The 18,325-nt window shown below is 61.7% G+C and carries 15 protein-coding genes and 2 pseudogenes; 10 read left to right on the top strand and 7 right to left on the bottom strand.

Annotation, left to right across the window (positions count from 1 at the left end; translation table 11 throughout):
- Nucleotides 1-6 precede the first annotated feature (6 nt).
- The 3 genes and pseudogenes from FHG89_RS31655 to FHG89_RS31645 all read left to right on the top strand — a co-directional run bounded on the left by FHG89_RS31655 (nucleotide 7) and on the right by FHG89_RS31645 (nucleotide 4,300).
- The gene (locus FHG89_RS31655) at nucleotides 7-2,199 is read left to right on the top strand and encodes an FUSC family protein (RefSeq protein WP_425280250.1); all 2,193 of its coding nucleotides are present in this window, start codon (nucleotides 7-9) and stop codon (nucleotides 2,197-2,199) included.
- A gap of 271 nt (nucleotides 2,200-2,470) precedes the next feature.
- Nucleotides 2,471-2,809, top strand: a pseudogene (locus FHG89_RS31650) (aminotransferase class V-fold PLP-dependent enzyme); the annotation flags it as partial.
- A 909-nt stretch (nucleotides 2,810-3,718) separates the two neighbouring features.
- Complete coding sequence (locus FHG89_RS31645) at nucleotides 3,719-4,300, top strand: DUF3152 domain-containing protein (RefSeq protein ID WP_139588051.1); 582 nt, start codon at nucleotides 3,719-3,721, stop codon at nucleotides 4,298-4,300.
- A 383-nt stretch (nucleotides 4,301-4,683) separates the two neighbouring features.
- Here the strand turns inward: FHG89_RS31645 and FHG89_RS31640 are convergent, their stop codons facing one another.
- Nucleotides 4,684-4,905, bottom strand: a complete 222-nt coding sequence (locus FHG89_RS31640; RefSeq protein WP_139588050.1) for a GntR family transcriptional regulator — start codon at nucleotides 4,903-4,905, stop codon at nucleotides 4,684-4,686.
- A gap of 373 nt (nucleotides 4,906-5,278) precedes the next feature.
- Here FHG89_RS31640 and FHG89_RS31630 point away from each other — a divergent pair, with 373 nt between their 5' ends.
- A complete protein-coding gene (locus tag FHG89_RS31630; protein ID WP_139588049.1) occupies nucleotides 5,279-5,515 on the top strand; it encodes a hypothetical protein in 237 nt (78 codons plus the stop codon).
- A 148-nt stretch (nucleotides 5,516-5,663) separates the two neighbouring features.
- On the opposite strand, the gene FHG89_RS31625 is transcribed toward FHG89_RS31630, so the two are convergent.
- The 4 genes from FHG89_RS31625 to FHG89_RS31615 all read right to left on the bottom strand — a co-directional run bounded on the left by FHG89_RS31625 (nucleotide 5,664) and on the right by FHG89_RS31615 (nucleotide 9,151).
- Complete coding sequence (locus tag FHG89_RS31625; RefSeq protein WP_139588048.1) at nucleotides 5,664-6,614, bottom strand: phage major capsid protein; 951 nt, start codon at nucleotides 6,612-6,614, stop codon at nucleotides 5,664-5,666.
- 312 nt (nucleotides 6,615-6,926) lie between these two features.
- On the bottom strand, nucleotides 6,927-7,352 hold the full coding sequence (locus FHG89_RS34540) for a phage terminase small subunit (protein WP_482809827.1): 426 nt from the start codon (nucleotides 7,350-7,352) through the stop codon (nucleotides 6,927-6,929).
- Nucleotides 7,353-7,907: 555 nt separating this feature from the next.
- Complete coding sequence (locus FHG89_RS31620) at nucleotides 7,908-8,717, bottom strand: hypothetical protein (protein ID WP_139588047.1); 810 nt, start codon at nucleotides 8,715-8,717, stop codon at nucleotides 7,908-7,910.
- Between the two features lie 35 nt (nucleotides 8,718-8,752).
- Nucleotides 8,753-9,151, bottom strand: a complete 399-nt coding sequence (locus FHG89_RS31615) for a hypothetical protein (RefSeq protein WP_139588046.1) — start codon at nucleotides 9,149-9,151, stop codon at nucleotides 8,753-8,755.
- Nucleotides 9,152-10,151: 1,000 nt separating this feature from the next.
- On the opposite strand from FHG89_RS31615, the gene FHG89_RS31610 reads away from it, so the two are divergent.
- Nucleotides 10,152-11,039 (top strand): AAA family ATPase, encoded by an 888-nt coding sequence (locus FHG89_RS31610; protein ID WP_167517580.1) that lies wholly within the window; start codon nucleotides 10,152-10,154, stop codon nucleotides 11,037-11,039.
- Nucleotides 11,040-11,394: 355 nt separating this feature from the next.
- Nucleotides 11,395-11,937, top strand: coding sequence for an NUMOD4 domain-containing protein (locus tag FHG89_RS31605; protein ID WP_139588044.1), 543 nt, complete (start codon nucleotides 11,395-11,397; stop codon nucleotides 11,935-11,937).
- A 281-nt stretch (nucleotides 11,938-12,218) separates the two neighbouring features.
- Here the strand turns inward: FHG89_RS31605 and FHG89_RS31600 are convergent, their stop codons facing one another.
- Nucleotides 12,219-12,989 (bottom strand): tyrosine-type recombinase/integrase, encoded by a 771-nt coding sequence (locus FHG89_RS31600; protein ID WP_139588043.1) that lies wholly within the window; start codon nucleotides 12,987-12,989, stop codon nucleotides 12,219-12,221.
- A gap of 42 nt (nucleotides 12,990-13,031) precedes the next feature.
- Here FHG89_RS31600 and FHG89_RS31595 point away from each other — a divergent pair.
- Nucleotides 13,032-13,769, top strand: a pseudogene (locus tag FHG89_RS31595) (aminotransferase class V-fold PLP-dependent enzyme); the annotation flags it as partial.
- 6 nt (nucleotides 13,770-13,775) lie between these two features.
- Here FHG89_RS31595 and FHG89_RS31590 read toward each other — a convergent pair.
- On the bottom strand, nucleotides 13,776-14,948 hold the full coding sequence (locus FHG89_RS31590) for an acyl-CoA dehydrogenase family protein (protein WP_139588042.1): 1,173 nt from the start codon (nucleotides 14,946-14,948) through the stop codon (nucleotides 13,776-13,778).
- A 97-nt stretch (nucleotides 14,949-15,045) separates the two neighbouring features.
- On the opposite strand from FHG89_RS31590, the gene FHG89_RS31585 reads away from it, so the two are divergent.
- From FHG89_RS31585 to FHG89_RS31575, 3 genes are read left to right on the top strand one after another with little or no spacing between them, the layout of a single operon-like run.
- The gene (locus FHG89_RS31585) at nucleotides 15,046-15,702 is read left to right on the top strand and encodes a TetR/AcrR family transcriptional regulator (protein WP_139588041.1); all 657 of its coding nucleotides are present in this window, start codon (nucleotides 15,046-15,048) and stop codon (nucleotides 15,700-15,702) included.
- A 56-nt stretch (nucleotides 15,703-15,758) separates the two neighbouring features.
- Complete coding sequence (locus FHG89_RS31580; RefSeq protein WP_139588040.1) at nucleotides 15,759-17,213, top strand: aldehyde dehydrogenase family protein; 1,455 nt, start codon at nucleotides 15,759-15,761, stop codon at nucleotides 17,211-17,213.
- On the top strand, nucleotides 17,210-18,325 hold the full coding sequence (locus tag FHG89_RS31575) for an alcohol dehydrogenase catalytic domain-containing protein (protein WP_139588039.1): 1,116 nt from the start codon (nucleotides 17,210-17,212) through the stop codon (nucleotides 18,323-18,325). The genes FHG89_RS31580 and FHG89_RS31575 overlap by 4 nt, the downstream gene beginning before the upstream one ends.

Below are 18,325 nucleotides of genomic sequence, written 5' to 3'. Positions count from 1 at the left end.
GGAGATGTGTATAAGAGACAGGGCGTGCGCGGAACGAGCCTCCTGGGCGCGCTCCGCACCCGTGACCCGGGGTACGTCGTTTTACGGCGCGCGACCCGGCTGACCCTCGTCGCGTCCGTGGTGTTCTACGCCTGCCGGTACGGGGCGGGCAGTCCGATGCTCGCCACGTACGGGCTGTTCGGCACGATCGCGGCCGGCTCGTTCGCGCAGCTGCCCGGTCCGGCGCCGCAGCGGGCGCGGATCCTCGTCACGTCGCTGCCGGTGGTGTGGGCGCTGATCGCGGCGGGTTCGCTGTTGGCGTGGAGCACGTGGGCGGCGGCCGGCGGGATGCTGGTGATCGGGTTCGTCGTGGCGTTCGCGGGGGTCGGCAATCCCCGCCTGGTGGGGTGGGCCAGCGCGTTCCAACTGTTCTACATCCTGGCGTCCTTCCCGCCGTACCAGCCGGGCACCCTGCCGCAGCGCCTCGGCGGCGTCACTTTCGCCATCGTGCTGCTCGCCGCGGCCGAGGTGTTCCTCTGGCCCGATCCGGTTCCGGTCTCGTACCGGCAGCGGCTCGCCGAGGCGGCGGACGGCGTCGGGGCGTTCCTCGACGCCGCCGCGGACGCGCTGACCGACCCGCACGCCGGTCCCGGTGGTCGCGATGCGCGGCGTCAGCGGGCGTACGACGTGGTCGCCGCCCTCGACCTCGGCCGTAACCCTCCGGCGTGGGCGCCCACGGCGGCGGGCGTCCAGGATCGGGCGCTGCGGATCTGCGCGGCGGCGTTACGGGAGGTGCTCGCCGAGGCGGACCGCTTGGCGGCGGACGCCCCGCCGGAGCCGATCCCGGATCTCGCGGCGGCGGGACTGCTGCGCTCGGGCGCCGGTACGACCCGCGCCGCAGGGCGCAGCCTGTCCCCGGGTGCCCCGCCGGTCGACCTCGACGACCTGGATGTCGCCATCGGGCGGGCCGAGGCGCCGTACGCCGTGGGTGGTGGCGCGCCGGACGTACCCCGTCTGTGTCGGGACGCGACGGCCCTGGCCCTCGCCGACCAGGTGCGGGTCTTCGCCGTGGGTGCCCGGGTGGCGACCGGGTCGACGCCCGACGGTGCGGACGACCCTTCGGGGCTGTTCGAGTTCGCGCGGCACAGCCCGTGGACGTTGTACTGGTGGCAGTTCCGCGCCCACCTCGCCCCCCGATCGGCCCACCTGCACAGCTCGCTGCGGCTGGCTGTGGCGCTGGCCGTCGCCCGGGTGGCGGCGGGGGTCCTGCAGCTCACCCACGGCTTCTGGGTGCTGCTGGCCACCCTCACCGTCCTGCGGACCTCCGCGGCGGACACCCGCACCGCGCTGCGGCCCGCGCTGCTGGGCACCATCGCCGGCGCCGCCGTCAGTGGCCCGGTGATGCTTGTCGTCGGGGAGCCGGTCGTCTACGCCGTCGTCCTGCCGGTGACCCTGATCCTGGCCTTCGGTGTCGGTCGCCTGCTGGGACCGGTCTGGCAGCAGGCGCTGTTCACGGTGCTGCTGACTGTCGTGTTCGCCCAGCTCGGCCCCGAAGGGTGGCGGCTCGCCGAGGTTCGCCTGGTCGACGTCCTGCTCGGCGCGGTGGTCGGTGTGCTCGCCGGGGTGGCGATGTGGCCGCGCGGCGCGGGTCACGACCTGCGGCGCAACGCCGCCCGCCTCCTGGCGTCCAGCGGGGACGCGGTCGAACGGACCGTCCAGGCGGTGCTCGGCGGCGACGACCGCCCCGACCGGGCCATCGACCAGGTCCGTCGACGGATGGTCCTGGTCGACTCGTCGTACTGCCAGTTCCACTCCGAGCGGCACGACCCGCGCCGACAGCAGGTGAGCTGGGACGTCGTCCTCAGCGCCGGGCACCGCGTGGTGCCGGGCGTCGAGTCGCTGCTGCGCCGCAACCCGCCCGGCTGCCTCGCCGGCTGGCCCGCGGCCGCGGCCCTGCTGCGGGACACCGCAGGGCACCTGCATTCGGCGTACGACGACCTCGCCGACGAGGTGGCGCACGGCCGGACGGCGGCACCGCTGCCCGTTCCGGGCGACTGTGTGGACGAGCTGAACCGGGTCCGTCCGCTGCTCGGCGCGGCCGACCCCGCCTCGGTGCGGCATCTCGTGGAGGTGGACCGGTGGCTCGCCGGCCTCGCCGACACCCTGGCCCGGATCCGCCCGCACGACGACCGGGACGTCGGCCGGGGCGGGCAGGAGTGACAGACCGGCGCGTCCTCACCCGCTGATCGACGCCCCACGGCTCGACGCCCCGGCGAACCGTGGGCCGCGTGGTGGTCCGCGCCGATGGGCCGACAGGATGCTGGGGAGCCCGATACCTGGGAGTCATATCTATACTGCGGAGTCATACCGCTCGTCGGGGACCGCCGCCCCGCACCCCGACCGGCGGACACGGTGCTCGGCGGCACGCCCGAGGCCGCCCGTCGCCGATTGGCCGTGCCACCGCGAGGCGATCCCGCCTAGCGTCGATGGCATGCAGATCGCGCAGGCGCAGCAGTTGTGGAAGCCGGAGCCCGGCTGGTTGAACACCGCCTCCTACGGGCTGCCGCCCGAGCCGGCCTGGACGGCGTTGCAGGACGCCCTGTCCGACTGGCGTGTGGGCAGCAGATCGTGGGAGGGCTGGGGCGACTCGGTGCAGCGTTCCCGTACCGCGTTCGCCGGTCTGATCGGCGTGCCGGACAGCGACGTGGCGGTCGGCGCCACCGTCTCCCAGATGCTCGCGCCGGTCGCGGCGGCGCTGCCGGCCGGGGCGACGGTGGTGGTGCCCGAGATCGAGTTCACCTCGAACCTGTTCCCCTGGCTGGTGCAGGAGGGCTGATCGGAGGCAACTCCTTCCCCAAAAGCCTACCAGTGGCCTAAACACGGCCCCTGAACAGGCAAGATAGAAGATCATAACTTAAAAGCTCCACACAAGCCTATGGCTGGAATCTCGAAAGAGAATCCGGCCTTTTTTGTTGCCCAAAATCCCTGGAAAGGAAAGCTCATGAAAAGACTTCCTTGGTATTACTACGCGATTCTGCAAGCAATCGCAGCCTGCCTAGCAGTTGCAGCCCTGACGGTAGGAGTCCTGGTGGCGAACGCCAACCAGGAACCAGCAAAGCCCCTGAAGGTCCACTTCCGTACGGCTACCCCTGTAGAGGAACGGCAGTACGAGAGACAGCAACTAGCAGACGTGATGGAAGCCCTGAGGGAGAGCACGCCGTGCCCTAGCCCTGCTGCGGCAGAGGCAAGCTGGAGAGGCTAGCCGTTGCTACGTAAGGGTTTTCAGCCTCCGACACACCAGCAGGTCTGCTGGCTACCCCCGTCAAGATCACCTCGATAGGGTCGGCCCTGGTGCCTGGGGAGGCACGGCCGGCTAGGAGTAGCTGTGATTCATTGCAACCTGCACCAGCAGGATCTAGACGGTTACGAGCGGACAATCAAGTACACAGAAGTTCAGGGCCGGCTAATCCGTAGCTACGAGAGCTTCAGGTTTGAGTGTGGTTGTGTCTCTGACTTTGCTTCTCTGGAGATAGAAACCGTAGTCGAATCAGACGCCACCAAAGACGGAACAGAGATTATCGAGATAAGCATTTTGGACCTAGCCGGCGATCCCGTCATGAGCTGGATAGAATCGCGGGTCACTGAAGACTGCTGGTAATACAACCGAATAGCAACAATCCTGGAAGGGGCTTCTTCGGAGGCCCCTTTTTCATGTCCATCGAACGATCTTGGAGAAGGAATGAAGCTTTTACGAATCATCCTCAGCCTAGGGCTAACCCTTGCGTTGCTGTCGTGCGCAAAGACGGAGCCCAGAACGGTCCCTGAAGCTCCACAGGCTTTGCAGTACGTCTCTGGTCACCAGCCCCTAGGTAACGAACTGTTCGCCTACCAGGTTGCCGCACAGACGGGTTTTGATCCTCAGGCATTCGCAGATGAGGTGTCGTTGATCCTCGCCAGCAATAGAAGCTGGGGACCTGCTGTCAGGGTTTCAGCAGGACAAGACTTCACGATCTATCTCGTCTCGCCTGAGACGACTAGAGAGAAGTGCGGAGAGACGGTTGTAGTAGACGGAAGTGTCTTCCTGTCCTGCTCTACCGGAGCAGAAATCTTCATCAACTCTGACCGCTGGTACAGCTCTAGTCCTCTTTACCCTGGAAGTCTGACCGAATATCGGCAGTACCTGGTGAACCATGAGGTTGGGCATTCACTCGGGCATGGTCACGAGGCTTGTCCTGGTGCAGGGTTACCGGCTTCTGTGATGCAACAGCAGACACTAGGGCTTAGAGGATGCGTCGTTAACTCATGGCCGTACGGAACCTGAGACAGAAAAACGACCCTAGTAAGGGTCAACAAACCAAAACGCTACGCCAATAGCGTTCAGTCAACATAACCGAGAAAGAAGGAACGAGATTATGCCAACCGGATTCGTATATACCCTCACTAGGGCCGGGCTTGTGATGTTCGGTCCGAACGTAGAGTTTTCAGCAATCGAAGAAACGAACTTTGTTATTGGGTATGATTCCCAACTAGGAAAGTTCTACGTTGTAGAGCTACAGGACTAACGAGATACCCCCGACTAATCATGTCGGGGGCTTTCTTGCGTTATAGGGCTTTGTTTAGCCCGTTGTATTAGACGCTAACGGCTTAACAAGCCTCAGGGGTATAGAGACTAGGGGAGAGGCTTAAGAGGGCTTAGAAAGGCTCTCAGAGCTTTTCTGCTACATATACGCCTAGCCCTTGTCTGCCTTCCAAAACTCCGGCTTCTATCAGGATCTCAACTGCTTTCCTTACCGTGACATGGGAGGTGTCGTATTTGACGGCAAGCTCTTTAGTCGTTGGGATCTTCTCACCAGGCTTGAGCACACCTCTGTCTATAGCCGTACGAAGATCAGCAATGATCCTCCGGTACGTCGGTACGTAAGCCATGAGGCAATCCCAGCACAGGCGTTTGGTTGGTATGCCGGGAACGTCATGTTTGCAGTCTTAACAAGCAAAGGTTGCTTAGGTTGTAAAGTTGCTTCTTCCTGGACACCTGCACGGGAGGGACAAGATCCATGAGACACAGACGAACCCTGGCACCAGGCAGGCTGGTAGCTCTGCTGAGGAAGCTCCGCAGACAGCCTCAGAAGCTCCTAGACGAGACAGGGCCGGCTACCCGGTACCTCAGGAGGGATGGCAACCCAACGGGCGGACAGCTCCAGGACGACCGGCAGACAGTGATCTTGAATCGGCCGCTGCTGACCAGAGCAGGGGAGATGAGAGCTAGCTACGCCATGAGGAACAGAGGGGAGCACTTCCGGTGACCGAGCCTCAGACGGAAGACATTCCTACGGTCGTTGTTGCTGAGGTTCCTCAGGTCTTCGTTCTGCTGAGGGATGAACAGACCGTTGGCTACCTGTTTGATCTGCCTACGGGAGCAGTAGCCATCCTGGAATCCAGCCGTGAAATCTTCCGGTCTGATTCACTGGAAGACTTCCAGAGGTTCTTTGCAGAGCTACTAGAGCTGAATATCGCTCGGGTGAGACAGGATCTCTAGAAACAGAGCACAAAAAAAAGACCCTCCCTAGGAACCTTGGAGTAGCGCTTTACGCGCATCCGTCGAATGACGGTAATCCTTGGAACTTAGAGAGGGTCTTTTTTCTTTGTGAAACTTCCTGACCTTAGGAGAAGTCAGAAGGGCTTACTTAGCTAGCTGCGGTGCCTTCATTAAGAAGCAGAGCAAACGGGCTACGTGCGGCCTCAACAGTATTGCGGTTAGTTGCTGGGTTAGCAACGTTCCATGCAACACGGGTAACAACACGCATAATCTGCGAGTCAGACTGCATCGCTGAAAAGAGCACCTTTCCAGTCTCGTCCACGATTACGCCGTCCTTGTGCATAGACACGGTGACGTCCTGACGAACACCTAGAAGGGCGTTCTTCCATTCACCAGCAATAAGGCGAACGTCTGCGTCCCATGCTCCATTGTCAGACTCAACAGCAGGAATACCGTGAAGGGCTAGACCCTCGTAGGCTTCTCCGGCTAGCTGAGTGAAGATAGGTCCACCCTGTGCGTCACGCTCTCCGAGCATGCGCCAACGTAGTCCAGGCTCAGTCGCATATGCAGTCGGCTTGAATCCGTCTTCTACGACCTTCAGAGCAACATTGGCAGCATTAACGCCAAAGTCCTTGGTGTCGTCGTAATCGACATGATTTCCAGCAGCTACAGCCTGAGCGTAAAGGCTTGGACCCCACGTAGCAGGCTTGTTGACACCGAATAGGCAGGCGTTGTCGATAGTGCGACCGATAGCCTCTGCAATCAGAGTCTTAGCCTGTGCGCTGATGTTCTCGAAAGAGTCAGCCTGGAAATCGTCAGGGATTACAACCAGGCAGGCAATCGGTTCAGCCTGAAGCTCTACACCCTTCCACTGGACCTTAGTAGTCTGCTTTAGGCCAGTATCACTGCCAACAAAGTAAGCCTCTGGTAGACCGCTTACCTGAGCCTGACGAGTAACGAGACTCGACATAGGGACTCTGGTAGCAAGCTGCGAAACAACAGACTGGCTAGCAGCAGCCTTGAGAATTTCCTTAGAAACGCTCTCGGATAGTTCAATTGCGCCGTTTTCGTCACGGCCAATTACATCATTAAATGCCATTATATTAAATCCTTTAAGTGAGATTGATTAAAAGCACGGGCACAGTTGCTCCGTGCCACCAATCCACCTGGGATTTGCCTATGTGAGATTCAATCTCTAGGCAACGTGTTGTGCTTACAGAGACAGTAGGAGCTATGCCGACTGGAGAAAGTCTCTTGCCGACTGAACGGCTGTAAGCGGATAGAACAAAAGACAGGACCAGCCTGCCTAGCCCTCTCCGTTTAGACGGGAGGGAAGTCTTTGTGATTGGCTATGAAGCTCAGGAGTCACCAGGACTACAGGTAGCGTCTTGCTACCGAGCATGAAAGCCGGTTAGTCGTCTAGAAGGTCTGAGTAGTCAACCTTCTGAGAAGGGGCATCAGTGCTCTCTGCCTGAGGCTCTACAAAACTCATGCGGAGCTTTAGCCGGTCTAGAACAGTTGCGCCGTAGCCTGCCTGGCATCGGCGAATTTCTGCCCACAGGGTTACCTTCGTACCCGGCTTCACATCTTCAGACCAGAAGAGGTCTACAAGGACTGCCGTTGACTGAAGGTGCATCCAGTCTGAGGTCTCTAGGAATGGCGCGATTTCGTGGCGACGCCACATGTCGTACCAGTCTCTAGTTTCCTGTCTCCATTCCTGGGAGGTTGGAAGCTCAGGACCGATGAGAGTTCCATCCCTACGGGGGAGATGCGTTGTGTCCCAGGCAGGCTTTCTGTGTCCTGCTGGGTTGTCTTTCGGAATGGTCGTAAGTGCCATGAGGTGTCACCTCCCTCTAAATGGTGGGTATTGGGCCGCATATTATGCATAAAGCCCTGGACTGGAAAATACTTCTAGGGCGGGAGGAAGCCTATCCCCAGCCCCTTCACCGACCGGCTGAAACGTGAAAGGGGATATACCCCCTCACCCCATGCATAACTATTCATCAGTACATTCATCAAAGAATGCATCAACAGTTCTCAGCCGTTGCTTGTTTGAAAGAATTGCGTGACGAATAGATGCAACAGAAGAGAATGCAGACGAATGGAAAGAGCTGATTTGCATCTGCATGATTCTGATGAGAGGTAGAACCAGCATCCTGATACTGAGATACGAAGGTGACTGGTCTACAGCTCTTCTGTGTCTACTGTGCTGCTGTGAGCCTCTGAGAGAGGCTGGATTAGCAAGGGCAGGGAAAGGGCACCAGAACCTCATCTAAGCGCTTAGCTTTGATCTGAGCCTGTTCTACGCCACGCTGTGAGCGTGGGGACCTGGGCCCTGTCAGGGAGGGTCTAGGTGGACTGGTGACCCTTCTGGGCTATGCGGACTAGGCACCTAGTACGGGAACACTGCTAGGACTCTGTTCTGAAAGTCTGCGGACTGTCCGGAAACAAGAGAGCAGTATCGAGCTGAGAAGTTCGTCGGCCCTGGGTTCAGGCCTTCAATGAATCGGGTACGGCTAGCCATGGCGAAAGAGTTGTGGAAAGTTGCTCCACCAATGTTCTCGTAGCGGTTAACACCAGGGCTGTTCCCTGAAGTCGGAGCGATGGTATTTGCTCCGTCTAATTCGATGTTCATAGCTCCACCATGTTCACCGCCACTTCCAGACCAACCAATACGAGCAGACACAATAACCATCACCCGTCCGGTACTAGGAACGTTGACCGTTACAGCAGGTCCGTTGACGTTACCCACATAAGAAGTGCTAGACGTGACGAACTGAGCATCTGCGATTTGCTGTGTTGGACCGAATACGAAATCAGAGAGCTTAACTAGTTCGTTCGCCTGATTCAGTACGGCTAGACCAAAGTCTCCATCTTCGAGCCTTCCCATTTGAACGATTGTTTGCCCGAATGGGTTCTCGGCACTGATGGAACCGTTAGAAAGAACCATCTTAGGATCAACGGCTTCTAGGCCGTATGAACCATCATCCAGAAGTCCTAGCTTTACCTTGCTGATGCCGGAGCCGTCAAAGACTTCCATCCGGCCGTTAGTAATGTTTAGCCGTCCTGAAACCTCGACTACCTTCGCACCAATCTTTGCCATGCCTACTCTCAGGTTGGCAGAGGTAAAGGCACCTTTGACGTCACGCTTAAGCTTGTTCCATTCATCGCCCATGTTGGGCGGATAGTTCGGTGTTCCCATGAGGCCCCTGCCTCCCTTCTCTTCTAAGTCTTTGCCTAGCTAAAGATGTGAGTCTGTCCAGGTCCCATGTCAACGTGTCTCGCCCATGCCTTGATTACGTCAAGAGGCAAACCGATGAAACGACACTCCGATAGCTTCCCAACCTTTGCGCGGTTAGCGAACTCTAGGCACTGCATATACGACCACTCCCAGTCGTCCATTTGCAGTCCAAATTCTTCGACAACCCGAGGGTCTGGAGGCTCTACGTCCGTCTTATACGGTCTGGAAATCCAAATCTGCCGGCAGTCCTCAGACTGCATCCAGCGATGCATAGTCGATCTCAGATCATCGGTGTGACCGATTTCCACGATAGTGTTTCCCAGGTCTACGAAGTAGGCGTAGTGGTATCTGTCGTCTTTGGTTGGGAACCTGGCTAGGTCGATCTCGTATTTCATTGCATCTCCTTAGGGGTGTCAGGAAAGTAAAAGGGAGCGTCAGGGGACCCCTACCACTCTGACGCTCCCGGCTTGGAGAGGAACAGGGGAAAGATAGGGAGAGAGGGCCGGTGATGACTCCGGCCCCCTCAATAAATGGCTTGCTGACATCATCAGCAAAATTCACCCCGACATTGAATGTCGTCGGATTGGGTGACAACCCTGCTCCGTGGCGACGGATAGCAGGGAAGCTTAAAGAGGAATGCCGGGTGACAAGCCCGGCATATCCAAGGTGTTCCGAAGATGGACGGGGCGTCTGACCCCTGATAACCCCTCTGCCTGTAGAGGGGAACTTGTGGGGGCGGCAGGGTAATGGGTAAACCCGTACCGCCCCGGTACTGCACAAGGGAGCGCGAACATCAAACGGAGAAACAACTTTGACAGCTTTCGTTACTGCCTTTCTGAACTACTTCTAATCCAGAAACCTACGAGCGATTTAGGATCGCCTTGACTCTCTCCGTGTTCACGACACAACCACAGTTAGTCGTAGCCGTTTCGTTGTGGAGCTTTCGTAGCTCTCGCGTGAAGGTGTTCCCGCAGACACACTGAAGAACGGCTAGACGAACGGTACCTACAGAGCGTTCTGTCTTGTAGGGCTTGCTGACTACTTCCACTAGTCGAGCAGGACCGTAGTAGGCCCTAGGCTCAAGACTCTTTGACATGTGACCTCCTGGTGGGTTAGCTCTCTCCCTTCCAGGAGGGCAGAGGGCTTACGCCCTGATTTTGTCTTCTCATCTATCTAATAGCATCCTATCGAGAGATCAGGAGACATCAGATCCTAAAAATTTCTGAGCACCTGAGACTAGGCACGCTAGGAGCGCGTGTCTCCTATATCGAGCACAGGACAATACAGTGTTAGTGACAGGAGAAATCCGCTCCTGACAAGGGAAATCGAACATTCAACAGGAGAAGAACTATGCAGCTATTTAAACCAGCAACCTATTGGAAGAGGTTGGACGACATGACACCATCCTTCGTTATCGAAGGTCTAATTCACTCCGACGCAACGATGATCACCGGAAAGCCGAAAGCAGGAAAGACGAACCTAACTGCTCGTATGGTTTCGGCGATTGCAAACCAGGAAGAAACCTTCCTCGGAAAGAAGGTAAACCAGCACGGCAACGTAATGATCGTGTGTACTGATCCTGGAGAAGCTAAGAAGTGGGGAAGACGCTCGTTCCATTACGGCTGTGATAGTCGAGTGTTCGTAGCTGACTTTGCCTGTGCTGATTGGAACTTCATTGTTCCAGAGGTAACCGAGATGAAGCCTGCACTTTTCGTCTTTGACAACATCCTCGGAGCTACCGAGGGAAACAGCAATCAGGCAGAGGGAGCGAACGAGGTTCTAATGAACCTAGACAAGATCATTGCTAACGGTGTTCCTGTTGTAGCCCTTCATCACTCCGGTAAGGACTACATGGATTACACACCTAGAGGCCCTATGGGGCATACGAAGTACGCCGCCTGGATGCGGCATAACGTCGATGTGCTGAAGTCTGGTGACCAGACGCTAAACCTAGGAATCTCCGGTAACGACACTCCGGAGATGAGCATGAGTGTTTCGGTCAAGTACCAGGGAGACAGCCTGACGGCTACCTACGACCTTCTAACGGAAGAGATTAAGAAGGACAAGCGGGTACGCGGTGAAGACACTCACCTGAAGCGTAGAGGGCTCCTAGACGAAGTGAACAGCAACCCTGCCTTTACGGGACTGAAGAGTAAAGCTGCTGTTGGTAAGAAGCTCTACGAGAACTTCCCTGGACAGTACGAGAGTGCAGATGCAGCCCGTATGGCTTTCAGCCGTGCTGCTACCGGAGCTTCTTACGCAGAGGGGAAGGGATGGAACTAGGGAGGGGAACTGAACAACTGAACACCTGAACCCCCTCCCTATATACCCTCCCCAGTGTTCAACTTCTAAGGGCACACTGACGTGTGCCTAGTATTCGGTAAGAAAAGTTATAGGGTTTAGTTATATTGAATTGATTATTGATAGAAAATGCCGGGCCTGTGGGAGCCCGGCTTGTAGAAGCCTTTTACTAGATACTTTCTATCAACTCTAATACGTAACTCTTATTCGAAGAATCAAGGTACTACAAGAGAGAAGTAATACGGCTGCGCTTTTGCTTGCCGCAAATCAAGGGAACATCAAACACCGTTAATCGCCGGGGAATCTCCCGGCGTTATCTGTATAAGGAGAAATAATCATGAAAGAAGTATGGAAAGCAGTTCCAGGTTATAGAGGTTACGAAGTCTCGAACCTTGGCAGAGTTAGAAGTTACCGAAAGCAGGGCAGAGGAACTGCCCTAAGAGATAAGCCAAGACTTTTGGCGCTGAAGCGCGACAGAGATAACTACCGGGTTGTAGACCTGTGCCGTATAGGCGAGAAGCCAAAGTCAAAGAAGGTTCACCGACTGGTAATCGAAGCTTTCATTGGTCCAATCCCTGAAGGGATGCACGTCTGTCACCAGAACGGTAGACCGTTCGACAACCGGCTAGAGAACCTTAGGGTTGATACGCCGGCAGCAAACCAGGCAGACCGCGAGAAGCATGGGACGTTAGTAGAAGGCGAGAAGGTTCATGCCGCAAGACTGAGCGTGCTAGAGGTTAAGCAACTGAGATTGATGATTGGAGGAGTTTTGAACCAGAGTGAACTAGCAGAGGCTTTCGGTGTGCATGATTCAACCCTTAGCGCTATTAAGACCGGAAGAACCTGGAAGCATGTAAGCCTAGAAGGATTAGGAGTATGAGAATGAACGATTATCTAACCTGTACTAGATGCGGCTCTAGCTTTGAGCCGTACTGTCTTGTAACCGTGTGTCTAGATGAAGCATCTAGGGATACCGCTGTGTGTGCCGGTTGTGCTCTAACCGAGACATATGAGCGTGCTTTAGGTTTTAGCTCACGTCCAGGCGTCCGGGCTCCGTCAGGCTTCCCTAGGGGTCACAGAGAATCTTAGGGGTAAGACATGCAAGACGCAGAGAAAGGCCCTGAGAATCGCTCTCAGGGCCTTTCCTTCTACCTTCTGTGGTTACTTGCCGAACCTCTCCATCAAGGCCTGGATGTCTGTGTTCCTGGCTTGCGTATAGAACTGAAGGGAGACCTCTACGGACTGATGACGCATCTGCGCCATGAGAATCCGAGGGTTCGCACCCATGTCCACTAGTGCCATGCAAAAGGCATGACGGAGCATGTGCGGATTCATCTCAACACCAAGCATCTTGAGAGTTCTTCTACGGATGCCCTTATAGACCGTTGGATGTCCACGCTCAAAGTCTTTGGGGTCTGTAGCCTGATACTCCCTCGCAAACCATTCCGGAACAACGACAGGGCCGGACGTTTTGGGAGACGTAATCTCGTAGGTGAGGTGGACTCTCTGCCTGTCAAACGTAATAACGTTCCCTTTGATGGGCTGCTTCAGCAGAGATTCGGAAATCCGGGCACCAGCGTAAAGCATCGTGAAGGCATGAATCCGGTAGACAGAATCCTCGAAAGTCTGGTGAAGCTCTGCAACCGTAGGTAGCTCGTATTCCTTCTGTTTGGCTTTTGCTACAGGAATCTTCACACCGAGCGTGGCGCGAAGGTTAATGGCGTGCTTCCGTCTGGTACTATCCGTCAGGACGGTTGAAAGCCGTTGGCTAAGGATTCGAGGACTCAGCTTTCCATAAGGGAAGTCTTCCAGATTCAGAAGCCGCAGAGTCTTTAGGTAGCTCACGTAAGTTGATTCTTTAATAGAGCGTTCTTCCAGCCGTTCTAGTGCCACTTGTAGGCACGTTCTCTGTTCTGCCGATTGTTCTTTCATGGCAACTCCTTCCCTTGGGTTTTACCCCTGGATTTGGGTAGGGAGTTCACCTCGAACCTGTTCCCCTGGCTGGTGCAGGAGGAGCGGGGTGTCACGGTCCGCACGGTGCCGGCGGATCGGCTTGTCGACGCGATCGACGCCGACACCGACCTGGTCGCGTTCAGCCTGGTGCAGTCCGCCGACGGGTCGGTCGCCGCGTACGACGAGATCGTGGCCGCCGCCCGCGCGCACGACGCGCTGGTGGTGGTCGACGCGACCCAGGCGTGCGGGTGGCTGCCCTTCGACGGCAGCCTCGCCGACGTGGTGGCGGTGGGTGGCTACAAGTGGCTGATGAACCCGCGTGGCACCGCGTACGCCTATCTGGCCCCGGCGTTGCGCGACCGTCTGCGCCCGGACGCGGCCGGCTGGTTCGCGGGGGGTGACCCGCACGCCTCCTACTACGGCCCGCCGCTGCGGCTGGCCGACGACGCCCGCCGGTTCGACATCTCCCCGGCCTGGTTCAGCTGGGTCGGCGCGGCTCCCGCCATGGAGCTGGTCGCCCAGATCGGTGTGCCGGCGATCCGGGAGCACGACGTGGCGCTGGCCAACCGGTTCCTGACCGGCCTGGGCCGGCCAGCGGGGGACAGCGCCATCGTCACCGTCGACGTGCCGGACGCCCAGCGGCGCCTGGAAGCGGCGGGCATCCGGGCGGCCGTGCGCGCCGGGCGGGTCCGCGCCTCCTTCCACGTCTACTCCACCGAAGCGGATGTGGACGCGGCGCTCACCGCGTTGACGGGGTGACCCGGCTCAGGCCAGGTGACCGCCGATCTTCGTATACCCGCGCAGCAGGTCACGGGAGATGATCAGCCGCTGCATCTCGTCGGTGCCCTCGAAGATGCGGTAGAGCCGGACCTGCCGGTACCAGCGTTCGATGGGCAGCTCCCGGGTGTAGCCCATACCGCCGTGGATCTGGAGCACCCGGTCGACCACCCGGTTGACCATCCCGGCGCCGTAGAGCTTGCCCATCGACGAGGCGTGCCGGGGGTCCAGACCCTGGTCGACTGTCCACGCCGAGCGCAGCACCAGCCAGCGGGCCGCCTCCAGCTCGGTCTCCGAGTCGGCGATCATCCACTGGATGGCCTGGTTGGTGCCGATCTTCGCGCCGAAGGTCTCCCGGGTGTTGGCGTAGTCGATCGCCATCTGCAGGACCCGCTCGGCGATGCCGATGGCGTGCGACGGGATGGTGTAGCGGCCCTTGCCGATCCACTCCATGCCGAGCGTGAAGCCCTGCCCGATCTCGCCGAGGGTGTTGCGGTGCGGCACGCGTACGCCGTCGAAGATCAGCGACGCGGGCCCGCCCTCGCCCATGGTCTGGATGAACTCCGAGCGCCAGCCCATGGACCGGTCCACCAGGAACGCGGTGGCGCCGCCGTTGCGGGCGCCCTTCTCCCGGTCGGTCACCGCGACCACGATGGCGAAGTCGGCGTCGTGGCCGCCGGTGATGAAGGTCTTCTCGCCGTCGAGGACCCAGTCGTCGCCGTCGCGGCGGGCCGACAGCCGGATGTTCGCCGCGTCCGAGCCCGCGCCCGGCTCGGTGATGGCGAAGCAGGACCGTCGCTCGCCCTCGATGGTCGGGATGAGGAACTCGCGCTTCTGCTCCTCGGTGGCGTGGAACAGGATGTTGTCCGCCTCGCCGCCGAAGCGGAACGGCACGAACGTGCGGCCCAGCTCCGTCCAGATCAGCGACTGCAGGACGGCCGGCAGGTTCATCCCGCCGTACTCCTCGGGGGTGGCCAGGCCCCAGAAGCCGAACTTGCGCGCCTTGAGTTGCAGCTCGCGCACCTCGGAGTGCTCCAGGCCCGGCTGGTGCGCCCGCTCCCGGCGGAGCACCTCCGCCTCCAGGGGCATCACCTCGCGCTGGATGAACGACCGGACGGTGTCCCGTACCGCCCGCTCCTCGTCGGTCAGCGAAAAGTCCACGTTGGTCCTCCTGGCGTCTGTGCGGCCGGTCACCCTTAAACTAGCGGTGTAAGTTTTGCCGCGTCCAGACCTGGCCGCCGCGACCGCGAGGAGCGCAGTGCCCCGACCCCGCCAGCCCCGGCTCACCCGGCAGCTCATCGTCGACACCGCCACCGCGCTCATCGACGCCGAGGGCCTGCCGGCGTTCTCCACCCGCCGGCTCGCCGCCGAGTTGGGCGTCCGCGGTCCGTCGCTGTACAACCACTTCGCCACCAAGGACGAGATCCTCGACGCGGTCGCCGATACGGTCACCGGCGCCGTCGACACCAGCGGCTTCGCCAGCCGGGACTGGGTCGCCGCCCTGCGCGACTGGGCCTGGTCGTACCGGCGGGCGCTCACCGCGCACCCGAACATCGTGCCGTACCTGGCGCAGGGGCCCGGCCGGCGACCGGCCGCGCTGGCCATGGCCGACGCGGTCTACGGCGGCCTGGTCCGCGCCGGCTGGCCGCCCGCGCGGGCCACCCACATCGGCGCGGCGCTGCGCTACTTCGTGGCCGGCTCGGCGCTCGGCTCGTTCGCCCGCGGGTTCGTCGAGGAGCCCGAGTTGTACGCGGCGCACTACCCGCACCTGCGCGACGCGCACCGGCTCGCCGAGCACCAGCAGAGCGTCGACGAGGGCGCCTTCGCGCTCGGCCTGGACGCCCTGCTGCACGGCCTGACCGCCGAGTACGCCCGCACCGTCGGCCCGGTGGAGTCCGCCCGGCCGAGCGGGTAGCGTCCAAACTCCCAGCGCTAGTTTCGTCGCCCGTCGCCCGCCCCCGAAGGGACGCCATGGACCTCGCCGCCCCGCCGTCGCAGCTACCCGACGCCCTGCGCCTCCGGCGCCACCTGCACATCGGCGGCGAATGGACGTCTCCCGCCGGCACCGACGTGATCGACGTGGAGAGCCCGAGCACCGGCGAGCTGTTCGGGCAGGTGCCCGCCGGCACGGCCGCCGATGTGGACGCCGCCGTCGCCGCGGCCCGCGCCGCCTTCCCCGGCTGGGCGGCGCTCGCGCCCGCCGACAGGTCCAGCCATCTGGACCGGCTGCACACCGCGCTCGCCGTACGCGCCGACGACCTCGCCCGCACCATCGCCGTCGAGATGGGCGCCCCACTCAAGCTCGCCACCCGGGTGCAGGTCGGGCTGCCGCTGACCGTGCTGCGCGACCACGTCGCGCTCGCCGCCCGCCCACCGGTCGAGGAGACCATCGGCAACTCCCTCGTGGTCCGCGAGCCGATCGGCGTGGTCGGCGCGATCACCCCGTGGAACTACCCGCTGCACCAGGTGATGGCGAAGCTGGCGCCCGCGCTCGCCGCCGGCTGCACGGTGGTGCTCAAACCCAGCGAGCTGACCCCGCTCACCGCGTACCTGCTCTTCGACGCGGTAACCGAGGCCGGGTTGCCGCCGGGCGTGCTCAACCTCGTCCCCGGCACCGGCCCGGTCGTCGGCGAGGCACTCGCCGGGCACCCGGACGTCGACCTGGTCTCGTTCACCGGCTCCACCGCCACCGGCACCCGGATCATGCGGCTCGCCGCCGAGCGGATCGCCCGCGTCGCCCTGGAACTGGGCGGCAAGTCCGCGAACGTGATCCTCCCCGACGCCGACCTGGCCACCGCCGTCAAGGTCGGCGTCGGCAACGCCCTGCTCAACTCCGGGCAGACCTGCACGGCGTGGACCCGGATGCTTGTGCACCGCGACCGGTACGACGAGGCGCTCGACCTGGTCGCCACGGCGGTGGCCGGCTACCGCCTCGGCGACCCGTTCGACCCGGCCACCCGGCTCGGCCCGCTGGTCTCCGCCGCCCAGGCCGAACGGGTACGCGGCCACGTCGACCGGGTGCTCGCCGACGGCGCCCGCCTCGTCGCCGGGGGCCCCGACGCACCCGTGCCGGACCGGGGTCACTTCGTCGCACCGACCGTCTTCGCCGACGTGCACCCCGACAGTGCGCTCGCCCAGGAGGAGGTCTTCGGCCCGGTGCTCGCCGTCCTCCCGTTCACCGACACCGACGAGGCCGTCGCCATCGCCAACAACTCGCGGTACGGGCTGGCCGGGGCGGTCTGGTCCGCCGACACCGACGCGGCCCTCGCCGTCGCCCGACGACTGCGCACCGGCGCGGTCGACATCAACGGCGCTGCGTTCAACCCGCTCGCGCCGTTCGGCGGCTACAAGCAGTCAGGGCTCGGCCGCGAGTTGGGTGTGCACGGGCTCGCCGAGTTCTGCGAGCTGAAGGCGATCCAGCGATGAGCGCCCCCGAGTCGACGACCGGGACCGCGCCGGTCACCGTCCGCGCGCTTGTCGCGCGCGGGTCCGGGGCCGAGCTGCGGGTCGAGCGGGTACGCCTGCCCGCTCCCGGCCCCGGTGAGGTGCGGGTGGCGATCACGGCGGCCGGGGTCTGCCACTCCGACCTGTCGATGGTCAACGGCACCCTCGCGGCGAGGTTCCCGCTGGTGCTCGGGCACGAGGCGACCGGAGTGGTGGCCGGGACCGGGCCGGGCGTGGACCTGGCCGTCGGCACCCCGGTGGTGCTCAACTGGGCGCCGGCCTGCCGGGCCTGCTGGTGGTGCCGGCGCGGCGAGCCGTGGCTCTGCGCCGCCACCACCGCCCCGACGGTGCCGCGCGGTGAGACCGACGACGGCGTGCCGCTGCACCTGACTCTCGGCCTCGGTGCGCTCGCCGAGGCGGTGGTGGTGCCCGAGCGCGCCGTCATCCCGATCCCCGCCGGGCTGCCCGCCGCGCAGGCGGCGCTGCTCGGCTGCGCGGTGCTCACCGGCGTCGGCGCGGTCCGTAACACCGCCCGGGTGGTGCCCGGAGAGTCCGTCGCCGTCGTCGGGCTCGGTGGGGTGGGGCTCGCCGTGCTCACCGCCGCCCGCCGGGCCGGCGCCAGGACGATCCTGGCCGTGGACGTCGCCGAGGCCAAGCGGGACCTGGCTCTCGCCGCCGGGGCGACCGACTTCCTGCTCGCCGACGACAGGCTCTCCAAGGAGGTGCGGGCCCGCACCGAGAGCCGGGGCGTCGACCACGCCTTCGAGTGCGTGGGCCGCGCCGCCACCATCCGCGCCGCCTGGCGGCTCACCCGGCGCGGGGGAGCGGTGACGGTGGTCGGCATGGGCGCCAAGGACGACATGGTCAGCCTCGGCGCGCTGGACATCTTCCACTCCGCGCGGACGCTGCGCTCCTCGGTGTACGGCTCGTCCGACCCGGACCGGGAGGTGCCGGTGCTGGCCGCCGAGCTGGCCGACGGCACACTCGATCTGGGCCTGCTGGTCAGCGGCACGATTTCGCTGGACGAGGCTCCGGCGGCGTTCGACCGGCTGGCCCGGGGCGAGGGCGCCCGCTGGGTGGTCACCCTGGACTGA

Origin of the sequence: Micromonospora orduensis (assembly GCF_006228125.1) — a bacterium.
In the GTDB taxonomy this organism is placed as follows: Bacteria; Actinomycetota; Actinomycetes; order Mycobacteriales; family Micromonosporaceae; genus Micromonospora; species Micromonospora orduensis.
The sequence above is the reverse complement of the archived record's forward strand: the minus strand, read 5'-3'. Positions and strand labels throughout refer to the sequence as shown.